The organism is Streptomyces sp. NPDC004609, from assembly GCF_042873655.1.
In the GTDB taxonomy this organism is placed as follows: domain Bacteria; phylum Actinomycetota; class Actinomycetes; order Streptomycetales; family Streptomycetaceae; genus Streptomyces.
On the sequence record NZ_JBIALS010000001.1, the window covers coordinates 40,576 to 64,215 of the forward strand.

The following is a 23,640-nucleotide window of genomic DNA, read 5'->3' on the forward strand; positions in this document are numbered from 1 at the left end:
CGCTCATACCGTGATGGACGCCCGTCGCACGGTCGACGCGGTCTGGAAGCAGGAGTCCGCGCGGATCATCGCCGGACTCACGCGCCTGGTCCACGACGTCGGCCTGGCCGAGGAGCTGGCCCAGGACGCCCTCGTGTCCGCGCTCGAACAGTGGCCGCAGTCAGGCGTCCCGGACAATCCGGGCGCCTGGCTGACGGCCGTGGCCAAGCGCCGGGCCGTCGACGAGATCCGCCGCTCCCGCAACCTCGCGGGCAAACGGGAACAGCTCGCCCGCGAGCAGCAGCGACAGCCGCTGGAAGCATCGGAGGCGGCCCCCGGCGACGAGGAGGGGCAGGCGCCGGACCAGGACGACATCCTGCGGCTGATGTTCATCTCCTGCCACCCCGTGCTGCCCACGAGCGCGCGCGCCGCCCTCACCCTGCGCCTCATCGGCGGGCTGACGGCCGCGGAGATCGCCCGTGCCTTCCTCGTCACCGACACGGTGATCACCCGCCGTATCGCCGACGCCAAACGCACCCTCGCCGACGAGCGGATCCCCTTCGAGACGCCGCCCGCCGGCGAGCTGGCCGAGCGTCTGTCCTCCGTACTGGAGGTCATCTACCTCATTTTCAACGAGGGGTACTCGGCGACGAGCGGCGACGACCTCCTGCGCCCCGGCCTGACCCTGGAGGCGCTCCGGCTCGGCCGGCTGCTCGCGCGCCTGGCCCCCGGCGAGGCCGAGGCCCACGGCCTGGTCGCCCTGATGGAGATCCAGGAGTCCCGCTCCGCAGCCCGCACGGGCCCCTCCGGCGAGCCGGTGCAGCTCCACGAACAGAACCGGGGCCGCTGGGACCAGCTCCTCATCCGCCGGGGCTTCGCCTCGATGCTGCGCGCGCGGGACATCGCCCGGACGACGGGCGACCCGCCCGGCCCGTACGTCCTCCAGGCGGCCATCGCGGTCCAGCACGCCCAGGCGCGGACCGCCGAGGAGACCGACTGGGAGGGCATCGCGGCGCTCTACGAGGCGCTCGTGCGGCTGCTCCCCACCCCGGTCGTACGCCTCAATCGCGCCGTGGCCGTGGGCCGGGCGCGCGGGCCCGGGGCCGGGCTCGCCCTCGTCGACGAGCTGGGCGCCGATCCCGCGCTGCGCGACTACCATCTCCTGCCGGGGGTGCGGGGAGACCTGCTGGCCCGGCTCGGCCGGTACGAGGAGGCACGCCTGGAGTTCGAACGCGCCGCCTCCCTCACCCGTAACGCGGCCGAACGGACCTTCCTGCGCCGTCGCGCGGACGCCGCCGGACTGGCCGTCACCCACACCCGTGCCACGGGTGTCACCCTCGCCGGGGCGGCGCGCGACTTCCTCGCCCGCGACGACCTCGACGCGTCGACGGTGCGCTCGTACGGCCAGACCCTGGGCAGGCTGCGCCGGGGCCTGGGCGACGGGCTGCCGCTCGCGTCCCTGACGGCCGATCAGCTGGTACGCGTCTTCACGGCGGCCTGGGGCGACGCGGCGGCCGCGACCTGGAACCGGCACCGTTCCGCCGTGCGTTCCTTCGCGCGGTGGGCGTCCCTGGACGAGGAGATCGTGTCGGCGGTCGCACGGCGGGAGGGAACTCCCGTCCGTACGGCCCCGATGGCCCCGGAGCTGCTGGAGGCGCTCTGGGCCCGCGAGGACCTGCCGCTGCGCGAACGGACGCTGTGGCGGCTGCTGTACGAGTCCCGGGCCGGGGTCGGTGTGGTGCTGTCGCTGAACGCCGAGGACCTGGACCTGGACGAGCGCCGGGCCCGCGCGGGCGGCGGCTGGGTGAGCTGGCGCTCCGGGACCGCGCGTCTGCTGCCGCCGCTGCTCGCGGGCCGGACGCGGGGGCCGCTGTTCCTCACCGAACGGCGGCCCGGTCCGGCCCGCCGGCCGGCACCGGCCGACACGAGTCCGGACACGGGCCGCGGACGGCTGTCCTACGAACGTGCCGAGTATCTCTTCAAGAACGCCACCCGGGCACTGGACCCCGGGGGCCACGGGTTCACCCTGCGGCAGCTGGGGGTCTCAGACCCGTAGCGGCTCCGGCGCGGGCAGCATCCGCGCCAGCAGGGACGAGCGGCCCGCCATCAGGGGGCCGAGGACCGCCAGCACCAGCACATAGCCCGCGATGAACGGCGAGAGCCGGTCGTCGAGTCCGGCCGCCGCCGCCATGGTCGCGAGGATCAGCGCGAACTCGCCCCGCGCCAGCAGCGTGGTGGAGATGTTGGCGGCGGGCCCGGGGCCGAACCGGTAGATCCGGGCGGCGGCGAGGCCCGCGAGGACGTTCATCGCCAGGGTGACCGCGACGGCCGCGAGGACCGGCCACACGACGGTCGGCAGATCGCCGGGGTCGATCGAGAGGCCGAAGGCGAAGAAGAAGATCGCGCCGAAGGCGTCCCGCAGGGGGTGCACGAGCCTTCGGATCCGGTCGCCGGAGGCCGTACTGCCGAGCATCAGACCGACCATGAACGCGCCGATCGCGTCCGCGACCCCGAACCACTCGGAGACTCCGGCGAGGAAGACGGCCGCGCCGAGGAAGGAGATGACGAGGAGTTCGTCGTCCCGGGTGTTGATGAGCCGTCCGACGACCCGGGTGCCGTACCGGGCGGCGAGCGCGAGCAGCAGCAGGAAGCCGAAGGCCTTGCCGCCGTCCATCACGGCGGCCGACAGGCTCTCGGCGCCGGACAGGATGGGCTGGAGCGCGGCCAGGTAGAGCGCGAGGAAGACGTCCTCGACGACGATGATGCCGAGGATGGGCTTGGTCTCGGGGTTGCCGATACGGCCCAGGTCGACCAGGACCTTGGTCACGATCGCGGACGACGAGATGCCGAGCACCCCGGCGAGGACGAGCGCCTCGGAGGTGCCCCAGCCGAGGGCGAATCCGAAGCCGAGCCCGGCGCCGACGTTCAGGACGAGATACGTCCCTCCGGCCAGAGCCATCCGGCGGCCACCCGACTTCAGATCGTCGAGGTGGAACTCCAGGCCCAGATAGAACAGCAGGAGCACCAGGCCGAGGGCCGAGAGCATCTCCAGGTCGTGGGGGTCGGCGACGAGGACGACGCCGGGGGTGTGCGGGCCGAGGAGGATCCCGGCCAGGATGAACAGGGGGATCGTCGGCAGACCTATGCGGCCGCCGAGGCGGGCGAGGAAGGCGGCGGCGAGAAAGGCGCCGCCCATGGCGATGAGGGTGTCTGCGTGTCCGATGGGCTCATCCTTCGTCGAATCGGGGAACGGCGGGGGAAAGAGTCAAGGGGGCGTCAAGGAAACGTCAGTAATTAGTTTACCAAATGATTGATGTCCGCAACTACCCCTGTCTGCATGGAACCCCGCCGGTGGGGTTGTCCCCACCTTGGGTCCGCCAGCAGTCGCCATGGTCCGCCCGAGCCCCGATCCGTAGCGTCTACGGCGTTGACCTGCGCAGACCGAAGGCGCCCCCGTATGTACGGCAGGGAGCGCACCGGCTGCGCGGGCGGCACGGACCGATGGCACGGACACGGTGACGACCGGAAGGCGGACACGAACATGGGGCTGCGACGCACGAAGCGCCGGCACACGACGGAGGGCGGTGCCCCCGGCGGCTCGATGGGGCCCGGCCACTTCGCGCCCGGCGGCGCGCGGCCCGGCGGCCTCCCGTCCGGCCCGCCCACGGCCCACCCGGCTTCCGGCCGGGCCCCGGCGGGCGGCCCCGGGGTTCACCCGGCCGGCCTCCCGTCCGGGCACCCCGCGGCCGCGGAACCCGGGATGCCCGCCGGCTCCGGCGCGGTCGAACTGCGCGGCGTAACGCGCCGGTACGGCAGGGGACCGCGCACCGTGCACGCTCTGCGCGGCATCGACCTCGTCCTTCCGCGGGGCACCTTCACCGCCGTCATGGGGCCGTCCGGCTCCGGCAAGTCGACCTTCCTGCAGTGCGCGGCGGGACTCGACCGCCCCACCGAAGGCACCGTGCGCCTCGGCGGCACCGACATCACCGGAATGAGCGAGAACAAGCTCACCGTGCTCCGCCGCACCCGGCTCGGCTTCGTCTTCCAGGCGTTCAATCTGATGCCCTCGCTGACCGTGGAACAGAACGTGCTGCTGCCCCTGCGCCTCGCGGGCCGCCGCGCCGACCGCCGGCGGGCCGCCGAGCTCCTCGCCCAGGTCGGCCTCGGCGACATGGGCGGACGCCGGCCCGCCGAGCTCTCGGGCGGCCAGCAGCAGCGCGTCGCGATCGCCCGCGCGCTCGTCACCAGGCCCGATGTGATCTTCGCCGATGAGCCGACCGGCGCGCTCGACACCACCACGGCGGCCGAGGTGCTCACGCTGCTGCGCTCTGCCGTGGACCAGGCGGGCGCGACCGTAGTGATGGTCACCCACGACCCGGCGGCCGCGGCCTGGGCGGACCGGGTGCTGTTCCTCGCCGACGGCCGGATCGCCGAGAGCCTCGCCCACGCGGACGCCGACAGGATCGCCGCCCGGATGGCCTCCCTGACCCGCCCTCAGTACGAGGGCGCGGCCGCCTGATGTTCACGCCCAACGGCCTCGCCCGGGCCGCCGTCCGCTTCAAACCGTCCTCCTTCGCGGGCACCTTCATCGCCCTGACGCTGACCGCGATGATCGTCTCCGCGTGCGGAATCATGCTGGAGACGGGCCTGCGGGCCTCCGTACCTCCCCAGCGCTACGCGGGCGCACCGGTCGTCGTCGCGGCCGATCCCCGCTCCCCCTTCTTCGTCGGCACGGGCGAGGACCGTTCTGACGCGTCCGTGCCGATTCCGGGGAAGGCGCGCCTCGACAGCGCCCTGGCCGACCGGGCCGCCTCGGTGCCCGGAGTGGCCTCCGCCATCCCCGATGTGACCTATCCCGTCCTGCGGGGCACCTCGGCGCTGACGGCCCAGGGCTGGGGCTCGGCCGCCTTCACCGGCACCGGACTGACGGCCGGGAGCGCACCGCGCACCGGCGAAGCGGTCATCGGCGGCGGGGCCCGCGTCGGCGACCGGATCGCGCTGGAAACCCCGGCGGGCAAGCGGGAGTTCACGGTCTCCGGCCTGACCGGGCGGCCCGGCGTCTGGTTCACCGACCGGCAGGCCCTCGCGCTGTCGGGACACCCCGGCAGGATCGACGCCATCGCCGTCGTCCCCGAACGGGGCACCTCGGCGAAGACCCTGACCGGCCGGCTCACCGAGCTGTACGGCACCGGCCCCGGAAAGCCCGAGGTCCACACCGGCGAGGACCGGAGCCTGGCCGAGAGCGCCGCGGCGGCCGAGGCCAGGGAACTCCTGGAGGGACTGGGAGCGTCCTTCGGCGGAATCGCCACCATGGTCGCGATCTTCACCGCGTCCGGCACCGTGGCGCTCTCCGTCGGGCTCCGCCGCCGTGAGTTCGCGCTGCTGCGGGCCATCGGCGCGACCCCGCGCCAGATCCGCCGCACCATCGCCACCGAGGCGATGCTCGTGGCACCCCTCGCGGGCGCGCTCGGCTGCCTGCCCGGAATCGCCCTCGCCACCTGGTGGTTCGGCGCGCTCAAGGACAGGGGCGCGATCCCCGGGCCCGTCGAGCTGGCGGTCTCCGGCGTCCCGCTGGCGACCGCGGTCGGCGCCGTCGTCGTCACCGCCCTGGTCGCGGGCTACTCGGCCGCCCGCCGCCCCTCCCGTATCAAACCGGGCCAGGCCCTCGTCGACGCCTCCGTGGAACGCCTCACCTTGGGCTGGATCCGTACGCCGCTGGGCCTCGCCGCCCTCGTCGGGGGAGTGGCCCTCACGGGTGTCGCCGCGAACGAGAGCGGTGAGGACGCGGCGAACGCGGCCCTCGGTGTCGTCATGCTCTTCATGTTCGCCGTCGGCCTCCTCGGCCCGCTGATCGCCCGCGTCTGCGCCCTCCTCTTCGGACTGCCGCTGCGCGCGGGGGACGCGTCCGCCGCGCTGGCCGCCGCCAACACCCTGACCAACTCGCGCCGGCTGGCCTCCGCGATCACTCCGATCGTCCTGGCGATGGCCTTCTCTTCCGTGCTCGTCTTCCTGCACGCCAGCATGGAACGGGCCACCGAGCGCCAACTGCGCGAGGGCATCACCGCCGACCGTGTCGTCACCGGCCCCGAGGGAGTCCTCCCGATGGACGCGGCCGACCGCGCCGCCGCCACCCCCGGGGTCTCGGCCGCCGTCTCGCTGCTGCGGACGAGCGTGCTGGTGCCGATCACCTCCGCCGGGGAAAGGTCGCTGTACGAGGCGTCGGCACAGGGCGTCGGCGGCGATCCCGCCGCCCTCGGCAAGGTCCAGGACCTCGATGTCCGTACGGGGTCACTCGACGACCTCGCCCCCGGTGAAGCCGCCGTCGACCGCGCCCTCGCCGACTCGGCCGGGGTGGGCGTCGGAGAGCGGGTGCGGCTGCGGCTGCCCGACGGCACGGAAACGTCCGCGCGGGTCGTCGCGGTGTACGGACGGGGCCTCGGCCTCTCCGAAGTCACCCTCCCCGCGTCCGCGCTCACCCGGCACGTCCCGGCCGCCTACCCCCAGGAGCTGCTGGTCCGGGGCACTCCGGCCGCGGCGGCGCGCCTCACCGCGCTCGGCACGGTCCGCGACCGCGCCGACTACGCCACGGCGCGGAACACCGACCGCGAGGTGGGCGCCTGGGCGAACACGACCATGGCGGCGATCCTGGGCGGCTTCGCCGCGGTCGCCGCCGCGAACACCCTGGTGATGACCGTCCTCGACCGCCGCCGCGAGCTGGACGTGCTCCGGCTGATCGGCACCACCCGCCGCCAGGTCCTGCGCATGATCCACTGGGAGGCGCTGCTGGTCACCCTGGCCGGTCTCGCTCTCGGCACGGCCATCGCCCTGGCCACCCTGATCCCGATGGTCCAGGGCCTCACCGGGCAGTCCCCCTATATTCCGCCCCTGGTGTACGGATCCTTCGTGGCCTCGATCCTCGGGCTGGGCTTCGCGGCGACGACGATTCCCGCGAGAGCGGCGCTGCGGTAGCGGTACCCCGGTCCGCGGGGGGGCCGCCCCCGGCCCGGGGGGGCGGGGGGCCCGCGCGCGGGGGGCGCCGGGCCCCCGGCCCCCCCCCCCCCGGGCCGCCCCGGGGGGGGGGGGGGCGGGGGGGGGGGGGGCCCCCCGCCCCCGCGGCCCGCCCCCCCCCCCCCCCCCGCGCCGCCCGGCCCCCCCCCCCCCCCCCCCCCCCCCCCCCCCCCCCCCCCCCCCCGGGGGTGCCGGGCGCCCGTCGCGCGGATCGCGCCTGCCCGCGGAGCCCCGGCACCGGGCGCGGCCCGGTTCCGGGGGCGGACGCGGGGCGCGCCCGGACCCTACAGTCGGGGCATGACCCCACTGCCGCTGACACTCGCCGAGGTCGAGGCGATCGCCCGGGAAGCCCACGCCCGTCAGACCGACAAGTCCGGACGCCCGTACACCGAGCACCTGGCCGCCGTCGCGGAAGGCGTCCGCATCCGCGGCGGCTCCGAGCAGCAGATCGCCGCCGCGTGGCTGCACGACGCCATCGAGGACGGAGTGCTGTCCGCGTCGTGGCTGGCGGACGCGGCGCTGCCCCGACAGGTGAAGGACCTGGTCCTCGCGCTCACCAGACGGCCGGGCGAGGAACCGGAGTCGTACACCGCGCGCATCCTCGCCACCCCGGGCGCGCTCCTGGTCAAGGAGTCCGATCTCGCCCACAACTGCGACCCCGCCCGGCTCGCCGCCCTCGACGAGCCGACCCGCGCCCGTCTCACCGCCAAGTACACGAGGACCCGCGCCCTGCTGAGGCTTCCCGGCCCGGGGGTCGGTGACTGAGATCACCCCGTGACGATCAGGCCGAATTCTTTCGCGGCTTGCCGCGTCCTCTCGCTCCATCAGAGGTGAAAACACCCTGCGTGGCAGGGGTGGGCCGGAGCCCGGATGGCGAGATTCCGCCGTCGACGATTCGTCAGAGGGTCGCATGGACGGCCCGGTTGAGTGGCACGATGTTCATGAGGCGGGGAAGTGCAGGGTTCTGCGCCCCCGGACCGGCGAGGCGGACGATCGAGGGTGTGATCAGTTGTGGCCATTTCACTGTCTGTGGTGCTGCTGTTGGGCATCATCCTCGTGGTGCTGATGCGATCGGGCGCGATCAAGGCCGGGCCGGCCATCGCCGCCATCCTCTTCGGCTTCTTCCTGGCGTCGACCGGCATGGCCCCGTCGATCAACAGGTTCCTCAACTCCATAGCGGACACGATCAACGAGATCACCTTCTGACGGGTGACGGGTGACCCGGTGGTCCGGTGACCCGGTGACCTCGCCCGGTGGTCCGGTGATCCGCCCGTCCCGTGTCCCGGACGGGCACCCGCAGTTCGCCGCCGTCCGTGCGGCCGGGCCGGGCGACAGTACGATGCGCCGCCATGAGCAAGGAACTCGGAGCGGAGATCTCCGGCGAAGACGCCCTGGGCACCCATGTGCACATCGCCGTCCCGCGTTCGCTCCCGAACGCCCTGCTCCACGGGGACACCTGGGTGGGCCACCCGGTCGACGGCGAGGTGGCCGGCGACACCCTGGACATCGGCAAGGCGATGATCACGGCCACCGACGGCTGACTCCACGACCGCCTCACCGCCGTCGCCGGAGCACCCGGCAGGCCCGCGTCCGCGGCAGGAGAGGTGAACGCCCGAGCCGGGCGGACCCGGAAAGCGTTCGGGGCCGGTCCCGGAGGAAGAACCTCCCGGGACCGGCCCCGAACCGATGGAGCGGGCGACGGGAATCGAACCCGCGTAGCTAGTTTGGAAGACTAGGGCTCTACCATTGAGCTACGCCCGCGAGGTGCCGCAGGCCCGCGGCACGAAGAGCATCGTAGCGGGTCCGGGGCGCGCGGCGCACACCCTATTCCCCCCGGTCGGCAACCACTCGATAAGCGGCAGCCTTACTGCCTGCGAACATGTACCCTACGTGTCGCACCGACGGGGTGTGGCGCAGCTTGGTAGCGCGTCCGCTTTGGGAGCGGAAGGTCGTCGGTTCGAATCCGGCCACCCCGACCACCACCAGCACCGCCCTGCAAGATCGCATTGTGGGGCGCATCCGGCTTGCGGCTACTATGCAAACTGCGTGCCCGTGTGTCGGACGAGTCGGACGAGTGAGGCCGACCGAGACGATGATCAGGGTCGATCAGCTGAGCCGCCCCATATGCGTTCCATATGCGGCGGACGCGGCAGAACCCCAGAATTCAGCCATCAAGGAGACCGAACCGTGAAGAGCGCCGTGGAGACCCTGAACCCGACCCGGGTTCGGCTCACTGTCGAGGTGCCCTTCGAGGAGCTCAAGGACAGCCTCGACGCGGCGTACAAGAAGATCAACCAGCAGGTCACGGTCAAGGGCTTCCGCAAGGGCAAGATCCCGGCCCGCGTGATCGACCAGCGGTTCGGGCGGGGTGCGGTGCTGGAGGAGGCCGTCAACGACGCGCTCCCGAAGTTCTACACCGAGGCGGTCAACGAGGCGGAGATCAACCCGCTCGGCCAGCCCGAGGTCGACATCACCGAGCTGAAGGACGGCGAGACGCTGAACTTCACGGCCGAGGTCGACGTCCGTCCCTCCATCGAGATCCCGGACTACTCCGGCATCGAGGTCACCGTCGACGCGGTCGAGGTCACCGACGAGGACGTGGACAAGTCGGTCGAGCAGCTCCGTGAGCGCTTCGCCTCCACCAACCCAGTCGAGCGCGCCGCCGACGAGGGTGACGTCGTCACCCTCGACCTGGAGGCCAAGGTCGAGGGCGAGGTCCTGGAGGACGGCGTCGCGACCGGTGTCTCCTACACCGTCGGCTCCGGCGAGCTGCTCGACGGCATCGACGACGCCGTGAAGGGCCTGGAGGCCGGCGGCGACGCCACCTTCACCTCCCAGCTCAAGGGCGGCTCCGCCGAGGGCAAGGACGCCGAGGTCACCGTGAAGGTCACCGCGGTCGCCTCCCGCGAGCTTCCCGAGCTGGACGACGACTTCGCGCAGCTGGCGAGCGAGTTCGACACCCTTGAGGAGCTGCGCGCGGACAGCCGCAAGCGCCTGGAGAACATGAAGGCGTACGACCAGGCCACGCAGGCCCAGGAGCGCGTTCTGGAGGAGCTGCTGAAGCTCGCCGAGGTGCCGGTCCCCGAGAAGCTGCTCGAAGAGGAGATCAACACCCGCAAGCACAACCTGGAGCACCACCAGCTCGGCCAGATGGGTATCGACCTCGCGAAGTACCTGGAGATCCAGGGCAAGACCGAGGAAGAGTTCGACGCCGAGACCAAGGAGCAGGCGGTCAAGGGCATCAAGACCCAGTTCCTGCTCGACGAGCTGGTCAACCAGGAGAAGCTGAACGTCAACCAGGAGGAGCTCACCGAGCACCTCATGCGGCGTGCGGCGTCCTCGGGCATGAGCCCGGACCAGTTCGCCCAGGCCGTCGTCGAGGGCGGGCAGGTCCCGATGCTCGTCGGCGAGGTCGCCCGCGGCAAGGCGCTCGCCGTGGTCGTCGAGGCGGCGAAGGTCCTCGACACCAACGGTGAGGTCGTCGACCTGGACGACGACGAGGAAGAGGACGGCGAGACCGCCGAGGGCGCCACCGCCGATGCCTCCGCCGAGACGGCCGACGCCGCCGACGCCGGGACCGACGCGGCGGACAAGCCCGAGGACAAGCCGGAGGCCTGAGCACCGCTCCCGGCCGGCCCGGACACGGGCTCGTGCGGATCCCTGACAGGGGTCGTACGGGCCCGCCGCGCATCGCCCACGGAGGGCCCGGACGCATCCGCGTCCGGGCCCTCCGCCCGTTCCCGCGCCAGGGCCCGCGCATCCCGGGCCCCGGCCGTGGCGGGTGCGGGCGCATGCCGGCTCCCGGACCGGCCCCGGCCTTCCGGCTCCCGCCGACCTCGTCCGGGCTCGGGCGACGGGTCGGCCCCGCCCCCGCAGCGCCCGCGCCCGGTCCGCCGGACCTGTACCCGCCCGCGCCCGTCGGATCCGTACCCCACCCGGACCGAGCCGGTGCCGACCCACCCGGACGGGCAGGCCCCGCACCCGCCCGGACCGAGCCGGTGCCGTACCTGCCCGGACCGGGCAGTCCCGGACCCTGGGCAGTCCTCCCCGCGCACCCCGTCCGCCCCCGGGACCCTCCCCGCGCAGGGACCTCCCCGCGCATCCCGGGCCCGGGCGGCCGTGACCGGTCGCGCTCGTCCCGTACCGAGCCGCGGGCGTCGAACGCGAGCGCGGGCCCCCGGGGCCGCCGTGCCTCAATCCCGCCGTACGACCTTGCGCTCCGAGCGAACAGTTCGGGAACCGGGATGGCGTTGTCCGACCTGCGCGTTAGGGTCCATGAGTACGAGGGGCAGGGCAGCACCCGCCCCGGCTACGAAGACGCGAGACGGCAGGCAGCCGTCAGAGACGAGCAGGTGGACACGTGACGAATCTGATGCCTCAAGCCGCCGGTGAGCCGTCCCTCGGTGGCCTTGGTGACCATGTCTACAACCGGCTGCTCGGCGAGCGCATCATCTACCTCGGCCAGCAGGTCGACGACGAGATCGCCAACAAGATCACCGCGCAGATGCTGCTCCTTGCGGCGGACCCCGACAAGGACATCTACCTCTACATCAACAGCCCCGGCGGTTCGGTGACGGCCGGCATGGCGGTCTACGACACCATGCAGTTCATTCCGAACGACGTGGTGACCATCGGCATGGGCATGGCTGCCTCGATGGGGCAGTTCCTGCTCACCGGCGGCGCCGCCGGCAAGCGCTTCGCACTGCCGAACACCGACATCCTCATGCACCAGGGCTCGGCCGGCCTCGGCGGCACCGCCTCCGACATCAAGATCCAGGCCGAGTACCTGCTGCGTACGAAGCAGCGCATGGCGGAGATCACCGCCCACCACTCCGGCCAGACCGTCGAGACGATCATCCGCGACGGCGACCGCGACCGCTGGTTCACGGCGGAGGAGGCCAAGGCGTACGGCCTCATCGACGACATCATGTCGTCCGCCTCGAACGTCCCGGGCGGCGGCGGCACCGGCGCCTGAGCCCTCACCGCTCCCACCCAGCCATTCCAGCCCCGCGCGACGCCCGCGAAACGTTACGCAGAACGCCTCCAGGACGGTGAACATCCACATGAGCAACTTCTCCGCCAGCGGCCTCTACACCGGCCCGCAGCCGGACAACCGCTATGTCGTCCCCCGCTTCGTCGAGCGCACCTCCCAGGGGGTGCGCGAGTACGACCCGTACGCGAAGCTCTTCGAGGAGCGCATCATCTTCCTCGGTGTGCAGATCGACGACGCCTCCGCCAACGACGTGATGGCGCAGCTGCTGTGCCTGGAGTCGATGGACCCGGACCGGGACATCTCCATCTACATCAACAGCCCCGGCGGGTCCTTCACCGCGCTGACGGCCATCTACGACACGATGCAGTTCGTCAAGCCCGACATCCAGACGGTCTGCATGGGCCAGGCGGCCTCCGCCGCGGCCGTGCTGCTCGCCGCCGGCACCCCCGGCAAGCGGATGGCCCTGCCGCACACCCGGGTCCTGATCCACCAGCCGTCCTCGCAGACCGGCCGTGAGCAGCTCTCCGACCTGGAGATCGCGGCCAAGGAGATCCTGCGGATGCGCGAGCAGCTGGAGGAGATGCTGGCCAAGCACTCCACCACGCCGCTGGAGAAGGTCCGCGACGACATCGAGCGCGACAAGATCCTGACCGCGGAAGAGGCACTGGCGTACGGTCTCGTCGACCAGATCGTCTCCACCCGCAAGACCACGGCGGCTGCCGCCGCCTGACCCGGTGCTTCACTCTTGGCGCGGTACACGACAATGTGAACCGCGCCAAGGGGGGCCCGAACGAGGGTCCCGGCAAGGTACCGTCGGATATGAGGCACCAGGAGCAGGCTGAACCAAGCCGCTCCCAGGCGAAGGGGAAGCACCTCGTGGCACGCATCGGTGACGGCGGCGATCTGCTCAAGTGCTCGTTCTGCGGAAAGAGCCAGAAGCAGGTGAAGAAGCTCATCGCAGGCCCCGGTGTGTACATCTGCGACGAGTGCATCGAACTCTGTAACGAGATCATCGAGGAGGAGCTCGCCGAGACCTCCGAGGTGCGGTGGGAGGAACTGCCCAAGCCGCGCGAGATCTACGAGTTCCTGGAGGGCTACGTCGTCGGGCAGGAGCCCGCGAAGAAAGCTCTCTCCGTCGCGGTCTACAACCACTACAAGCGCGTCCAGGCCGGCGAGACCGGCGGAGCGCAGGGCCGGGACGACGCCATCGAGCTGGCGAAGTCCAACATCCTGCTCCTCGGCCCCACGGGCTCCGGCAAGACGCTGCTGGCCCAGACTCTCGCCCGTATGCTCAACGTCCCGTTCGCGATCGCCGACGCCACGGCGCTCACGGAGGCAGGTTACGTCGGCGAGGACGTCGAGAACATTCTGCTGAAGCTGATTCAGGCGGCCGACTACGACGTCAAGAAGGCCGAGACCGGGATCATCTACATCGACGAGATCGACAAGGTCGCCCGCAAGAGCGAGAACCCCTCGATCACCCGGGATGTGAGCGGTGAGGGTGTCCAGCAGGCGCTGCTGAAGATCCTGGAGGGCACCACCGCGTCCGTACCGCCGCAGGGCGGACGCAAGCACCCGCACCAGGAGTTCATCCAGATCGACACCACGAACGTGCTGTTCATCGTGGGCGGTGCGTTCGCCGGTCTGGAGAAGATCATCGAGTCGCGGTCGGGCGCCAAGGGCATCGGCTTCGGCGCGACGATCCGCTCCAAGCGCGAGATCGAGGCGAGCGACCAGTTCCAGGAGGTCATGCCCGAGGACCTGGTGAAGTTCGGGATGATCCCCGAGTTCATCGGCCGGCTTCCCGTCATCACCTCCGTGCACAACCTGGACCGCGAAGCGCTGCTGAAGATTCTCGTCGAGCCGCGCAACGCGCTGGTGAAGCAGTACCAGCGCCTCTTCGAACTCGACGGTGTGGAGCTGGACTTCGACCGTCCGGCGCTGGAGGCCATCGCCGACCAGGCGATCCTGCGCGGCACGGGCGCGCGGGGTCTGCGCGCCATCATGGAGGAGGTCCTCCAGTCGGTGATGTACGAGGTGCCGTCCCGCAAGGACGTCGCCCGGGTCGTCATCACGGCGGACGTGGTGCGCAACAACGTCAACCCGACGCTGGTGCCGAGGATCGTGAAGAACGACGGCCGTCACGAGAAGTCGGCGTAGCGGCTCGCGGCACACCGCCGCGCACATACGGCACAAGGGGCGCCCCGCCGGGATCATCCGGCGGGGCGCCCCTTGTGGTGTACGGCTCCCGGTGCACGGTCTGCTTCCCACGGAGATCCACGCGGACCCGCGCAAGACCCACGGACCCACACCGGACCCGCTCACCCGCCCGTACCGCGAACCCGTTCCGTACGGTGAGCCCGTCTCGTACGGCGGACCCGACCGGACCGGGTGGCGGCGCGCGCGATGTGTGCACGCGCGCCCTCGAACTCTCCGGCGCCGTCGAACCTCGCGACCCCCCGGGTGCGGCGAGGCGCGGTCAGACCTTGGTGCGCGAGGTCTTGTAGAGCTTGGCGGCGAGATCGGCGACCTTGCTCTGCGGCAGGACCTCGCCCTTGCCGCTCATGGAGGCCATGTCCATCGACATCACCACGGCCACGGTGCTGTAGTCGGCCCAGACGCACATGGGCATCTCGAACTCCTTGGCACCCGGCATCGACTTCTCGGTGGGCTTGAACTTGGCGTTCTGACACTTCATCAGTGCGCCCTCGAAGCCGGACGGCGTGAACGCCTTGGGGCTGCCGACCAGCTCGACGTCCGCATCCTCGGCGCTGTCCCTCTCGGCGGTCTGGAAGAACTCGTCCACGGCCTTCCCAGGGTCGCCGACCTCGCCCCAGAGCCCGGTGACCACGAGCATCTTGCCCGTCAGCGGATCGTCGCCGGCCCGGTAGGTGGCGCCGACCTGGGTGGGGTTCTTGATCCCCATGGCCGCCGCGTCCTTCTTGTCCTTGTCGGTCATGGGCTTCGACTGCTCGTTGCCCGCCTTCTTGTACTCGTCGACGGCCGCCGCGGGGGTCAGTTTGTAGCCCTTGGTGGCGTCCGAGACATCGCTGCCGGAGCCGCCGCCGTCACCGAGCAGGACGTACGCGCCACCGGCGATCACCGCGAGCGCGACCACGGCCGCGCCGATGATCAGACCCGTCTTCTTCTTCGGCGCGGCCGGCGGGGGCGGCACCTGGCCGGGGTGGTCGGGCTGCTGTCCGTACGGGCCCGGCTGCTGCGGCTGACCCCACTGGCCCTGCCCCTGCTGCGGCGGAACGTCCGGGGGAGGCTGCTGGGGATACCCGTACCCCTGCGGGTCCTGCTGCGGCTGTCCGTACGGGCCGGGCTGCTGCGGGTGCCCGTACCCCTGCGGGTCCTGCTGCGGATATCCGTACCCCGGCTGCTGCGGGTCCTGCTGCGGGTAACCGTAACCGGGCTGAGGGGCCCCCGGCTGCTGGCCGTAGGGCCCCGGCTGTCCGTACGGTCCGGGCTGCTGTGGCTGGCCGCCGTATGGGCCCGGCTGGTTGTGACTCATCTCCGAGGTCCCCCTCCACACACTTATATGGCTCTGACATCCTGACTTACCCACGGTCGCAGCGGGGCGACGGGGGTCACACCGTTACGGAACATTCCCGTTTCAGTACGCCCCCGAGACACCCCTAAACTGAGCCCCGTGACCGAGAACACTCAGCAGCAGCCAGCCAGCAACCCCGAACTGCCGACCCAGTACGCGCCGGCCCAGGTAGAGGGGAAGCTGTACGAGCGCTGGGTAGAACGCGGTTACTTCGAGGCGGACGCGAAGAGCGAGAAGCCGGCGTACACGATCGTCATTCCGCCGCCGAACGTCACCGGCTCGCTCCACATGGGCCACGCCTTCGAGCACACGCTGATCGACGCCCTCACCCGCCGCAAGCGCATGCAGGGGTACGAGACGCTGTGGCAGCCCGGTATGGACCACGCGGGTATCGCCACCCAGAACGTCGTCGAGCGCGAGCTGGCCAAGGAGGGCAAGTCCCGCCACGACCTGGGCCGTGAGGAGTTCGTCGAGCGCGTCTGGCAGTGGAAGGCGCAGTCCGGCGGCCAGATCCAGGGCCAGATGCGCCGCCTCGGCGAGGGCGTCGCCTGGAACCGCGACCGCTTCACCATGGACGAGGGCCTGTCCCGGGCCGTGCAGACCGTCTTCAAGAAGATGTACGACGAGGGCCTGATCTACCGCGCCGAGCGGATCATCAACTGGTGCCCCCGCTGTCTGACCGCCATCTCCGACATCGAGGTGGACTACCAGGACGACGACGGCGAGCTGGTCTCGCTGAAGTACGGCGACGGCGACGAGACGCTGGTCGTCGCGACCACGCGCGCCGAGACGATGCTCGGTGACACCGCCGTCGCCGTTCACCCCGACGACGAGCGGTACGCGCATCTGATCGGCAGGCGGATCAAGCTGCCGCTGACCGACCGTACGATCCCGGTGGTCGCCGACACGCACGTCGACCCCGAGTTCGGCACCGGCGCGGTCAAGGTGACGCCCGCGCACGACCCGAACGACTTCTCCATCGGCCAGCGGCACGGCCTCGAATCGATCGAGGTCCTGGACGAGCGCGGCGTCATCACGGTCCACGGGCCGTTCCAGGGGCTCGACCGCTTCGAGGCACGCTCGGCGATCGTCGCGGCCCTGCGCGCCGAGGGGCGGATCGTCGCCGAGAAGCGGCCGTACACCCACTCCGTCGGCCACTGCTCCCGCTGCCGGACGACCCTGGAGCCGCGGGTCTCGCTCCAGTGGTGGGTCAACGTCGCCCCGCTGGCCAAGGAGGCGGGTGACGCGGTCCGGGACGGCCGGGTCGCCATCCACCCCGCCGACATGACCCAGCGCTACTACGACTGGGTCGACAACATGCACGACTGGTGCATCTCGCGCCAGCTGTGGTGGGGCCACCGCATCCCCGTCTGGCACGGGCCCGACGGACGGATGGTCGCCGTGGGCCCCGACGAGGAGCCGCCCTCGGGCGAGGGCTGGAGCCAGGACCCGGACGTCCTCGACACCTGGTTCTCCTCCGGTCTGTGGCCCTTCTCCACGCTCGGCTGGCCGGAGCGGACCCCGGATCTGGAGAAGTTCTACTCCACCGACGTGCTGGTCACCGGCTACGACCTGATGTTCTTCTGGGTCGCCCGGATGATGATGTTCGGTCTGTACACGATGGACGGGCAGCCCCCGTTCCGTACGGTCGCCTTCCACGGCATGGTCCGGGACGAGTTCGGCAAGAAGATGTCGAAGTCGGCCGGGAACACCGTCAATCCGCTCGACTGGATGGACACCTACGGCTCCGACGCCGTCCGCTTCACGCTGGCCCGGGGCGCGAACCCCGGCACGGACGTCCCGATCGGCGAGGACTGGGTCCAGGCGTCCCGCAACTTCGCCAACAAGATCTGGAACGCGACCCGGTTCGCGCTGATGAACGGCGCGACCGTCAAGGGCGAGCTGCCGCCCGCCGAACGGCTGTCGGCGGCGGACCGCTGGATCCTGTCGCGGCTGAACAAGACCGTGGCCGACGTCGACGCGTACTACGACGACTACCAGTTCGCCAAGCTGTCGGACGCCCTCTACCACTTCGCCTGGGACGAGGTCTTCGACTGGTACGTCGAGCTGTCCAAGACGACGTACTTCGAGGGCGGCGAGCAGGCGAAGGTCTCGGCGCGGGTCCTCGGGGAGGTCCTGGACGTCACCCTGCGGCTGCTGCACCCGGTGGTGCCCTTCGTCACCGAGACGCTGTGGACCACGCTCACCGGCGGCGAGTCCCTGGTGACCGCCGACTGGCCGGGTGACAGCGGCTTCCGCGACGAGGCCGCCGAGCGGGAGATCGAGCTGGTCCAGCGCGTCGTCACCGAGGTCCGGCGCTTCCGCTCCGACCAGGGGCTCCAGCCGGGCCAGAAGGTCCCGGCGCGGCTCGACCTCGCCGGTACGGCACTGGCGCCGCACGAGCCCGCGATCCGCCAGCTCCTGCGCCTCCAGCCGGAGGGGGAGGGCTTCAGCGCCACGGCCACGCTTCCGGTCGCCGGTGCGACGGTGGCGCTCGACCTCTCGGGCACGATCGACGTGGGCGCGGAGCGCAAGCGGCTCGCGAAGGATCTGGCGGCGGCGGAGAAGGAGAAGGCGCAGGCGCAGGCGAAGCTCGGCAACGAGGCGTTCCTGGCGAAGGCGCCGGACCCGGTGGTCGAGAAGATCCGCAAGCGGCTCGCCCACGCGGAGGACGAGATCGCGCGGATCACCGCGCAGCTGGGGGCGCTGCCGGTGGCGTGACCGGTACGTGAGGTGCGGGGGCCGCGCCCCGGGGGCCGCGTGGCCCACGGGGTGGGGCCGTTCCCGGGGCGCCCGGGTTCCTGGCTGTGGCCGGGTCCGTGTGACTCGGGCTCTTGTCGGTGGGCTCCGCCCCCGAGCCCCCCGCGCCTCAATCGCCGGCGGGGCTGGTTTTGTGCGGCTCTGCCCTCCGTGCTCCCTGTGCCTCAATCGCCGGCGGGGCTGGTTTCTGGGGTGACCCGGCGGGTGGGGTGGGGGCGGGGGAGTCGATGATGGGGGCATGCTTGCGCCCGTCACGTATGCCGTCCGCCGTATCAGCGCGGCGACCCGCAGGCGTACGCGGCGCTGGGCGACCTCCCCCCGGGCCCTCGACGTGATCACCGCGCTGAGCTGCTTCTCGCTGATGGTGCTGGACGTCCCGGGGCTCGCGCGGGGGGACAACTCGCTCACCGGGCTGACCGCCACCCTCGTACTGGCGGCGGGCGCGGTCACCCTGGTGGCGCGCAGGCGGCTGCCGTGGCTGCCCTATCTGGTCGCGCTGGTGCTGCTGGGCTGGCTGCACGAGCTGACGCTCATCCAGTTCGCGCTGTACTCCCTCGGACGGTTCCGGGGCCGCTGGGCGGGCACCGCCGCCACCGTCGGCTATGTCGCCGTGGCGTACGCGCTCTTCAGCCTGCCGGGGTGGCCGGAGCACCAGGCCGGCACGCTGAGTGAGTTCCTGAGCCTGGTCGTCCCGATCGGTGTGCTCGCGTCGGGCGTCGGTATCGCCGCGTACCGGCAGGACCTCGTCCGGGAGCTGGAGGCCCAGCGCGCGGAGACCGCCGCGCTCCAGGCCGTACAGGACGAGCGGACGTCCGTCGCGCGTGATGTGCACGATCTCGTCGGGCGGGAGCTGACGGTGCTCGCGGTCCGGGCGGAGGTGCTGTCCGTGCGGGCGCGGGGCACCGCCCACCACAAGGACTTCGAGGAGCTGGCGGACACGGCCCGCCGCGCGCATCTGATGCTCAACGACACGATCGTCCACCGCGCGGACGAACGCACCGCGACCCCCGGCCTGGAGGGCCTGCCCGCCCTCGCACGGGAGAGTGAACGTATGGGAAGCCCGGTGACGCTGGAGATCAGCGAGGCGGCCCGCGGGCTCTCTCCGCTGCGGCAGACGGCGGTGTACCGGGTCGTCCAGGAGTGTCTGACGAACGCGGCGAAGCACGCGCCGGGGGAGCGGGTGGCGGTCTCCATCGGGCTGGACGCCGGACGGCTGCGCGTGGCGGTCCGCAATCCGCTGCCCACGGCCGCACCGCCGACCGAGCCGGTGTCCAGCGGGACCGGCACCTTCTCGATGCGGGAACGGGTGGAGAGCATGGGCGGCACGCTCACCGCCGGCGGGGACGAGGGGGTGTACGAGGTGGTGGCGCTGCTCCCGGTCGGCCGGCTGCCCCGGGGAGAGCCCGGCCGCCTGCCCCGATGAGAGCACGGTGAGAGACCGTGAGCCCGCGGACGCGGGTCAGGGCCCGGACTTTAGACTGGAGCCGTGAGTGAGCACCCCGCCGGCGATCCCGTCGAGCCGAACGAGCCCGACCTCTTCGACGAGATCGTCGACGCCGAGACCGACCGTGACCCCGACCTGGCGGTGATCGAGGCAGGCAGCCGTACCCTCCGGGCCCAGGCCGGACCGCCCCGGCCCGACACCGCGCCCGGCCGCCCGGCCGACCCCGAGGTCGCCGAGGCGCTGCGCGCGGTCGAGGCGGATCTCGCGACCCGCTGGGGCGAGACCAAGCTGGAGCCCTCGGTCACCCGGATCGCCGCGCTGATGGACGTGCTGGGCGAGCCCCAGCGCGCGTACCCCTCGATCCACATCACCGGTACCAACGGCAAGACCTCCACGGCCCGCATGATCGAGGCCCTGCTCTCCGCCTTCGAACTGCGCACCGGCCGCTACACCTCGCCGCACGTGCAGTCGATCACCGAGCGGATCAGCCTGGACGGCGTCCCGATCGAGGCCGAGCGGTTCATCACGACGTACGAGGACATCAAGCCGTACGTGGAGATGGTCGACGCGTCCCAGGAGTTCCGGCTCTCGTTCTTCGAGGTGCTGACGGGCATGGCGTACGCGGCCTTCGCGGACGCGCCCGTGGACGCGGCGGTCGTCGAGGTCGGCATGGGCGGTGAGTGGGACGCGACCAACGTCATCGACGCGTCCGTGGCCGTGGTCACCCCCATCGACCTGGACCACACCGACCGGCTCGGCACCACACCCGCCGAGATCGCGCTGGAGAAGGCCGGGATCGTCAAGCAGGGCTCGACGGTCATCCTGGCGCAGCAGCCGGTGGACGCGGCGCAGGTCATGCTGAAGAAGGCCGTCGAGGTCGACGCGACGGTGGCCCGGGAGGGCATGGAGTTCGGCATCGTCTCCCGCGAGGTCGCCGTCGGCGGGCAGATGCTGACCCTGCGCGGGCTCGGCGGGGAGTACGAGGACATCTTCCTCCCGCTGTACGGGGCCCACCAGGCGCACAACGCGGCGGTGGCGCTGGCGGCGGTCGAGGCGTTCTTCGGTGTGGGCGCGGAGCACGCGCGCACGCTGGACACGGAGACGATCCGCAAGGCGTTCGCGGTGGTGACCACGCCCGGACGGCTGGAGGTGGTGCGCCGCAGCCCCACGGTCGTGCTGGACGCCGCCCACAATCCGGCGGGCGCGCGGGCGACGGCGGAGGCGGTCACCGAGGCGTTCGGTTTCTCGCGGCTGATCGGAGTGGTCGGCTCCAGCGAGGACAAGGACGTCAGGGGGCTGCTCGAAGCCTTCGAGCCGATCTTCGCCGAGGTCGTCGTGACCCGGAACTCGACCCATCGCGCGATGGACGCGGACGCGCTGGCCGCGATCGCGGTGGAGGTCTTCGGCGACGAGCGCGTGGTCGTCGAGCCGCGGATGGACGAGGCGCTGGAGGCGGCGGTCACGCTCGCGGAGGAGGAGGCCGAGTTCGCGGGCGCGGGTGTGCTGGTGACCGGCTCGGTGTTCACGGTCGGCGAGGCCCGGCTGCTGCTGGGAAGGGGCTGATATGCGGATGCTCTGCGCGTCGACGCTGATCGGCGAGTTCTTTGTGATCGGTTTCGCCGGACTCGTCGCCATGAAGAACGACGATCTGTCGATGACGACCGTGTGGACGGTCTGCGGCGTCGCGATGCTGCTGTCGGTCCTGCTGAGCGGGATGGTCACCCGGCCCGGCGGGATCCAGCTCGGCTGGGCCCTCCAGATCGGTCTGGTCCTGAGCGGCTTCGTCGTCCCGATGATGTTCGTCCTGGGCGCGTGCTTCGCGGGCCTGTGGTGGGCGTCGGTCCACTACGGGCGCAAGATCGACGAGGTGAAGGCGCGATGGGCCGCCCAGGGCGAGGCGCAGCCCGGGGCCTAGGGCGTTTCTGATGGATCTTGCTGGGGCCGCAGTCCTCCCACCGCCGGGGCCGCCCGTCCCGCCCGTTCCCCCCGGGGCCGCCCGTCCCGCGGGCCGGAGCCCGGTGCGCGGGACGGGCCGGACCGCGTACGGGCGCGGGGCAGGTCTTCCGTACGACCCGGGCTCTGCCGCCCGCCGCCCCGCCCGCTGACCGGTGATCAGGTCCGGCTGCCACCGGCACCCCGCCCCCTGTAACCTCACACATCCGCACCCGAATGCCGCAAGGAGCCGCACACCATGACCCAGCGCACCCTCGTCCTCCTGAAGCCCGACTGTGTCCGCCGGGGGCTCGTCGGCGAGATCATCGGCCGCATCGAGGCCAAGGCGGGCTGGACCCTTTCCGCGCTGGAGCTGCGCCTGCTCGACCGTGGGACGCTGGAGCAGCACTACGCCGAGCACATCGGCAGGGACTTCTACGAGCCGCTGGTCGACTTCATGCTCTCCGGCCCGGTCGTCGCGCTCGTCGTCGAGGGCGAGCGGGCCATCGAGGGCGTACGCCGGCTGGCCGGGCCGACCGACCCGATCGCGGCACAGCCGGGCTCCATCCGTGGCGACTTCGGCACGTCCGTCCGGGAGAACCTGATCCACGCGTCGGACTCCGAGGAGTCCGCCATTCGGGAACTGAAGATCTTTTTCCCGGGTCTTTCCTGACCGGACGTCAGCCATACAGCGCTCATGACCTGGGGCGACCGAAGGAATTCGGTCGCCTTTTGGTATATGCGAGCACTTTTCGGGAACGCATCGCAGCGACACCTCGTCACCTATACAGAGGTGGACCACCGCGCCGTGTCCGTAGAGGCGGCACTACGATGGAAGCCTCCACGCCACAGCATCCACCACCTCGCCATCCTGAAAAGCAGTCAGAGCTCGATTTGGGAAGGCCAGACGCATCCTCATGGGGAACAACATGTCGTTCATCGGCCGTGACATGGCTGTCGACCTCGGGACCGCCAACACGCTGGTGTACGTCAGGGGCCGGGGGATCGTTCTCAACGAGCCGTCCGTCGTCGCCATCAACACCAACACGGGCGGCATTCTCGCGGTCGGCTCAGAGGCGAAGAAGATGATCGGCCGGACGCCCGGGAACATCGTGGCCGTCCGTCCGCTGAAGGACGGCGTCATCGCCGACTTCGAGATCACCGAGCGGATGCTCCGCTACTTCATCCTGAAGATCCACAAGCGCCGGTACCTCGCCCGCCCGCGTGTCGTCGTCTGTGTGCCGTCGGGCATCACGGGCGTCGAGCGCCGCGCGGTCATCGAGGCGTCGACGCAGGCGGGCGCCCGGCAGGTGCACATCATCGAGGAGCCCATGGCCGCGGCCATCGGTTCCGGACTCCCGGTCCATGAAGCCACCGGCAATATGGTCGTCGATATCGGTGGCGGAACCACCGAGGTCGCCGTCATCTCCCTCGGCGGAATCGTCACGGCACAGTCCATCCGCGTCGCGGGTGATGAACTGGACAACGCGATCATTCAGCACATCAAGAAGGAATACTCACTCCTTCTCGGTGAGCGGACCGCCGAAAACATCAAGATCACCATCGGTTCCGCGTACGACATGGACAAGGACGAGCACACCGAGATCCGCGGCCGCGACCTTGTCTCCGGGCTGCCGAAGACCGTGGTGATCTCGGCCGCCGAAGTCCGCAAGGCGATCGAGGAACCGGTCAACTCGATCGTCGACGCCGTGAAGACCACCCTCGACAAGTGCCCGCCCGAGCTGTCGGGCGACGTCATGGACAGAGGCATCGTCCTCACCGGCGGCGGCGCGCTGCTGCGCGGGCTCGACGAGCGGCTGCGCCGCGAGACCGGTATGCCGATCCATATCGCCGAGGACCCGCTGGACTCGGTGGCGCTCGGCTCCGGCAAGTGCGTGGAGGAGTTCGAGGCGCTCCAGCAGGTACTGGACGCCCAGCCCCGGCGCTGAGGCGGAGAAACCGGGCCCG

19 protein-coding genes and 2 tRNA genes are annotated in these 23,640 nt (G+C 71.4%); 18 read left to right on the forward strand and 3 right to left on the reverse strand.

Going from position 1 to position 23,640, the window contains the following annotated elements:
* Positions 1 to 13 precede the first annotated feature (13 nt).
* A complete protein-coding gene (locus tag ACFYT4_RS00165) occupies positions 14 to 2,035 on the forward strand; it encodes a DUF6596 domain-containing protein (RefSeq protein WP_389263657.1) in 2,022 nt (673 codons plus the stop codon).
* Here the strand turns inward: ACFYT4_RS00165 and ACFYT4_RS00170 are convergent.
* The gene (locus tag ACFYT4_RS00170; protein ID WP_389263659.1) at positions 2,024 to 3,175 is read right to left on the reverse strand and encodes a cation:proton antiporter; all 1,152 of its coding nucleotides are present in this window, start codon (positions 3,173 to 3,175) and stop codon (positions 2,024 to 2,026) included. The two genes, ACFYT4_RS00165 and ACFYT4_RS00170, sit on opposite strands and share 12 nt — an antisense overlap.
* Positions 3,176 to 3,739: 564 nt before the next feature.
* On the opposite strand from ACFYT4_RS00170, the gene ACFYT4_RS00175 reads away from it, so the two are divergent.
* From ACFYT4_RS00175 to ACFYT4_RS00195, 5 genes are all read left to right on the forward strand, one after another.
* The gene (locus ACFYT4_RS00175; RefSeq protein ID WP_389263661.1) at positions 3,740 to 4,498 is read left to right on the forward strand and encodes an ABC transporter ATP-binding protein; all 759 of its coding nucleotides are present in this window, start codon (positions 3,740 to 3,742) and stop codon (positions 4,496 to 4,498) included.
* The gene (locus tag ACFYT4_RS00180) at positions 4,498 to 6,948 is read left to right on the forward strand and encodes an FtsX-like permease family protein (RefSeq protein WP_389263663.1); all 2,451 of its coding nucleotides are present in this window, start codon (positions 4,498 to 4,500) and stop codon (positions 6,946 to 6,948) included. Before ACFYT4_RS00175 ends, ACFYT4_RS00180 begins: the two co-directional genes overlap by 1 nt.
* A 336-nt stretch (positions 6,949 to 7,284) precedes the next feature.
* Positions 7,285 to 7,752 carry an HD domain-containing protein gene (locus tag ACFYT4_RS00185; RefSeq protein ID WP_389263665.1) on the forward strand — a complete coding sequence of 156 codons (468 nt, stop codon included), beginning with the start codon at positions 7,285 to 7,287 and terminating at the stop codon, positions 7,750 to 7,752.
* A 246-nt stretch (positions 7,753 to 7,998) separates the two neighbouring features.
* A complete protein-coding gene (locus tag ACFYT4_RS00190) occupies positions 7,999 to 8,193 on the forward strand; it encodes a hypothetical protein (RefSeq protein ID WP_389263667.1) in 195 nt (64 codons plus the stop codon).
* 143 nt (positions 8,194 to 8,336) lie between these two features.
* Complete coding sequence (locus ACFYT4_RS00195) at positions 8,337 to 8,528, forward strand: hypothetical protein (protein ID WP_389263669.1); 192 nt, start codon at positions 8,337 to 8,339, stop codon at positions 8,526 to 8,528.
* A 146-nt stretch (positions 8,529 to 8,674) separates the two neighbouring features.
* Here the strand turns inward: ACFYT4_RS00195 and ACFYT4_RS00200 are convergent.
* Positions 8,675 to 8,748: transfer RNA gene (locus ACFYT4_RS00200), tRNA-Gly, on the reverse strand.
* A gap of 141 nt (positions 8,749 to 8,889) precedes the next feature.
* On the opposite strand from ACFYT4_RS00200, the gene ACFYT4_RS00205 reads away from it, so the two are divergent.
* The 5 genes from ACFYT4_RS00205 to clpX all read left to right on the forward strand — a co-directional run bounded on the left by ACFYT4_RS00205 (position 8,890) and on the right by clpX (position 14,140).
* A tRNA-Pro gene (locus ACFYT4_RS00205) sits at positions 8,890 to 8,966 on the forward strand.
* 208 nt (positions 8,967 to 9,174) lie between these two features.
* Positions 9,175 to 10,605, forward strand: coding sequence for a trigger factor (tig, locus tag ACFYT4_RS00210; protein WP_389263671.1), 1,431 nt, complete (start codon positions 9,175 to 9,177; stop codon positions 10,603 to 10,605).
* A 742-nt stretch (positions 10,606 to 11,347) separates the two neighbouring features.
* Positions 11,348 to 11,962 carry an ATP-dependent Clp protease proteolytic subunit gene (locus ACFYT4_RS00215; RefSeq protein WP_389263673.1) on the forward strand — a complete coding sequence of 205 codons (615 nt, stop codon included), beginning with the start codon at positions 11,348 to 11,350 and terminating at the stop codon, positions 11,960 to 11,962.
* Between the two features lie 88 nt (positions 11,963 to 12,050).
* Positions 12,051 to 12,710, forward strand: a complete 660-nt coding sequence (locus ACFYT4_RS00220; RefSeq protein ID WP_389263675.1) for an ATP-dependent Clp protease proteolytic subunit — start codon at positions 12,051 to 12,053, stop codon at positions 12,708 to 12,710.
* Between the two features lie 146 nt (positions 12,711 to 12,856).
* On the forward strand, positions 12,857 to 14,140 hold the full coding sequence (gene clpX, locus ACFYT4_RS00225; RefSeq protein WP_389263677.1) for an ATP-dependent Clp protease ATP-binding subunit ClpX: 1,284 nt from the start codon (positions 12,857 to 12,859) through the stop codon (positions 14,138 to 14,140).
* A 319-nt stretch (positions 14,141 to 14,459) separates the two neighbouring features.
* Here clpX and ACFYT4_RS00230 read toward each other — a convergent pair whose 3' ends face one another.
* Positions 14,460 to 15,155 carry a hypothetical protein gene (locus ACFYT4_RS00230; RefSeq protein ID WP_389263679.1) on the reverse strand — a complete coding sequence of 232 codons (696 nt, stop codon included), beginning with the start codon at positions 15,153 to 15,155 and terminating at the stop codon, positions 14,460 to 14,462.
* 9 nt (positions 15,156 to 15,164) lie between these two features.
* Between ACFYT4_RS00230 and ACFYT4_RS00235 the strand changes: the two genes are divergently transcribed.
* From ACFYT4_RS00235 to ACFYT4_RS00265, 7 genes are all read left to right on the forward strand, one after another.
* Positions 15,165 to 15,542 (forward strand): hypothetical protein, encoded by a 378-nt coding sequence (locus ACFYT4_RS00235; RefSeq protein WP_389263681.1) that lies wholly within the window; start codon positions 15,165 to 15,167, stop codon positions 15,540 to 15,542.
* Between the two features lie 93 nt (positions 15,543 to 15,635).
* Entirely contained in the window at positions 15,636 to 18,257 is a 2,622-nt protein-coding gene (locus ACFYT4_RS00240; protein WP_389263683.1) for a valine--tRNA ligase, read from the forward strand.
* 277 nt (positions 18,258 to 18,534) lie between these two features.
* A complete protein-coding gene (locus ACFYT4_RS00245; protein WP_389263685.1) occupies positions 18,535 to 19,719 on the forward strand; it encodes a sensor histidine kinase in 1,185 nt (394 codons plus the stop codon).
* 63 nt (positions 19,720 to 19,782) lie between these two features.
* A complete protein-coding gene (locus ACFYT4_RS00250; protein ID WP_389263687.1) occupies positions 19,783 to 21,303 on the forward strand; it encodes a bifunctional folylpolyglutamate synthase/dihydrofolate synthase in 1,521 nt (506 codons plus the stop codon).
* A gap of 1 nt (position 21,304) precedes the next feature.
* Positions 21,305 to 21,655 (forward strand): DUF4233 domain-containing protein, encoded by a 351-nt coding sequence (locus tag ACFYT4_RS00255; protein WP_389263689.1) that lies wholly within the window; start codon positions 21,305 to 21,307, stop codon positions 21,653 to 21,655.
* Between the two features lie 276 nt (positions 21,656 to 21,931).
* Positions 21,932 to 22,345, forward strand: a complete 414-nt coding sequence (gene ndk, locus ACFYT4_RS00260) for a nucleoside-diphosphate kinase (protein WP_389263691.1) — start codon at positions 21,932 to 21,934, stop codon at positions 22,343 to 22,345.
* Between the two features lie 256 nt (positions 22,346 to 22,601).
* A complete protein-coding gene (locus ACFYT4_RS00265; protein ID WP_389264228.1) occupies positions 22,602 to 23,621 on the forward strand; it encodes a rod shape-determining protein in 1,020 nt (339 codons plus the stop codon).
* The last annotated feature ends 19 nt before the right edge of the window (positions 23,622 to 23,640 follow it).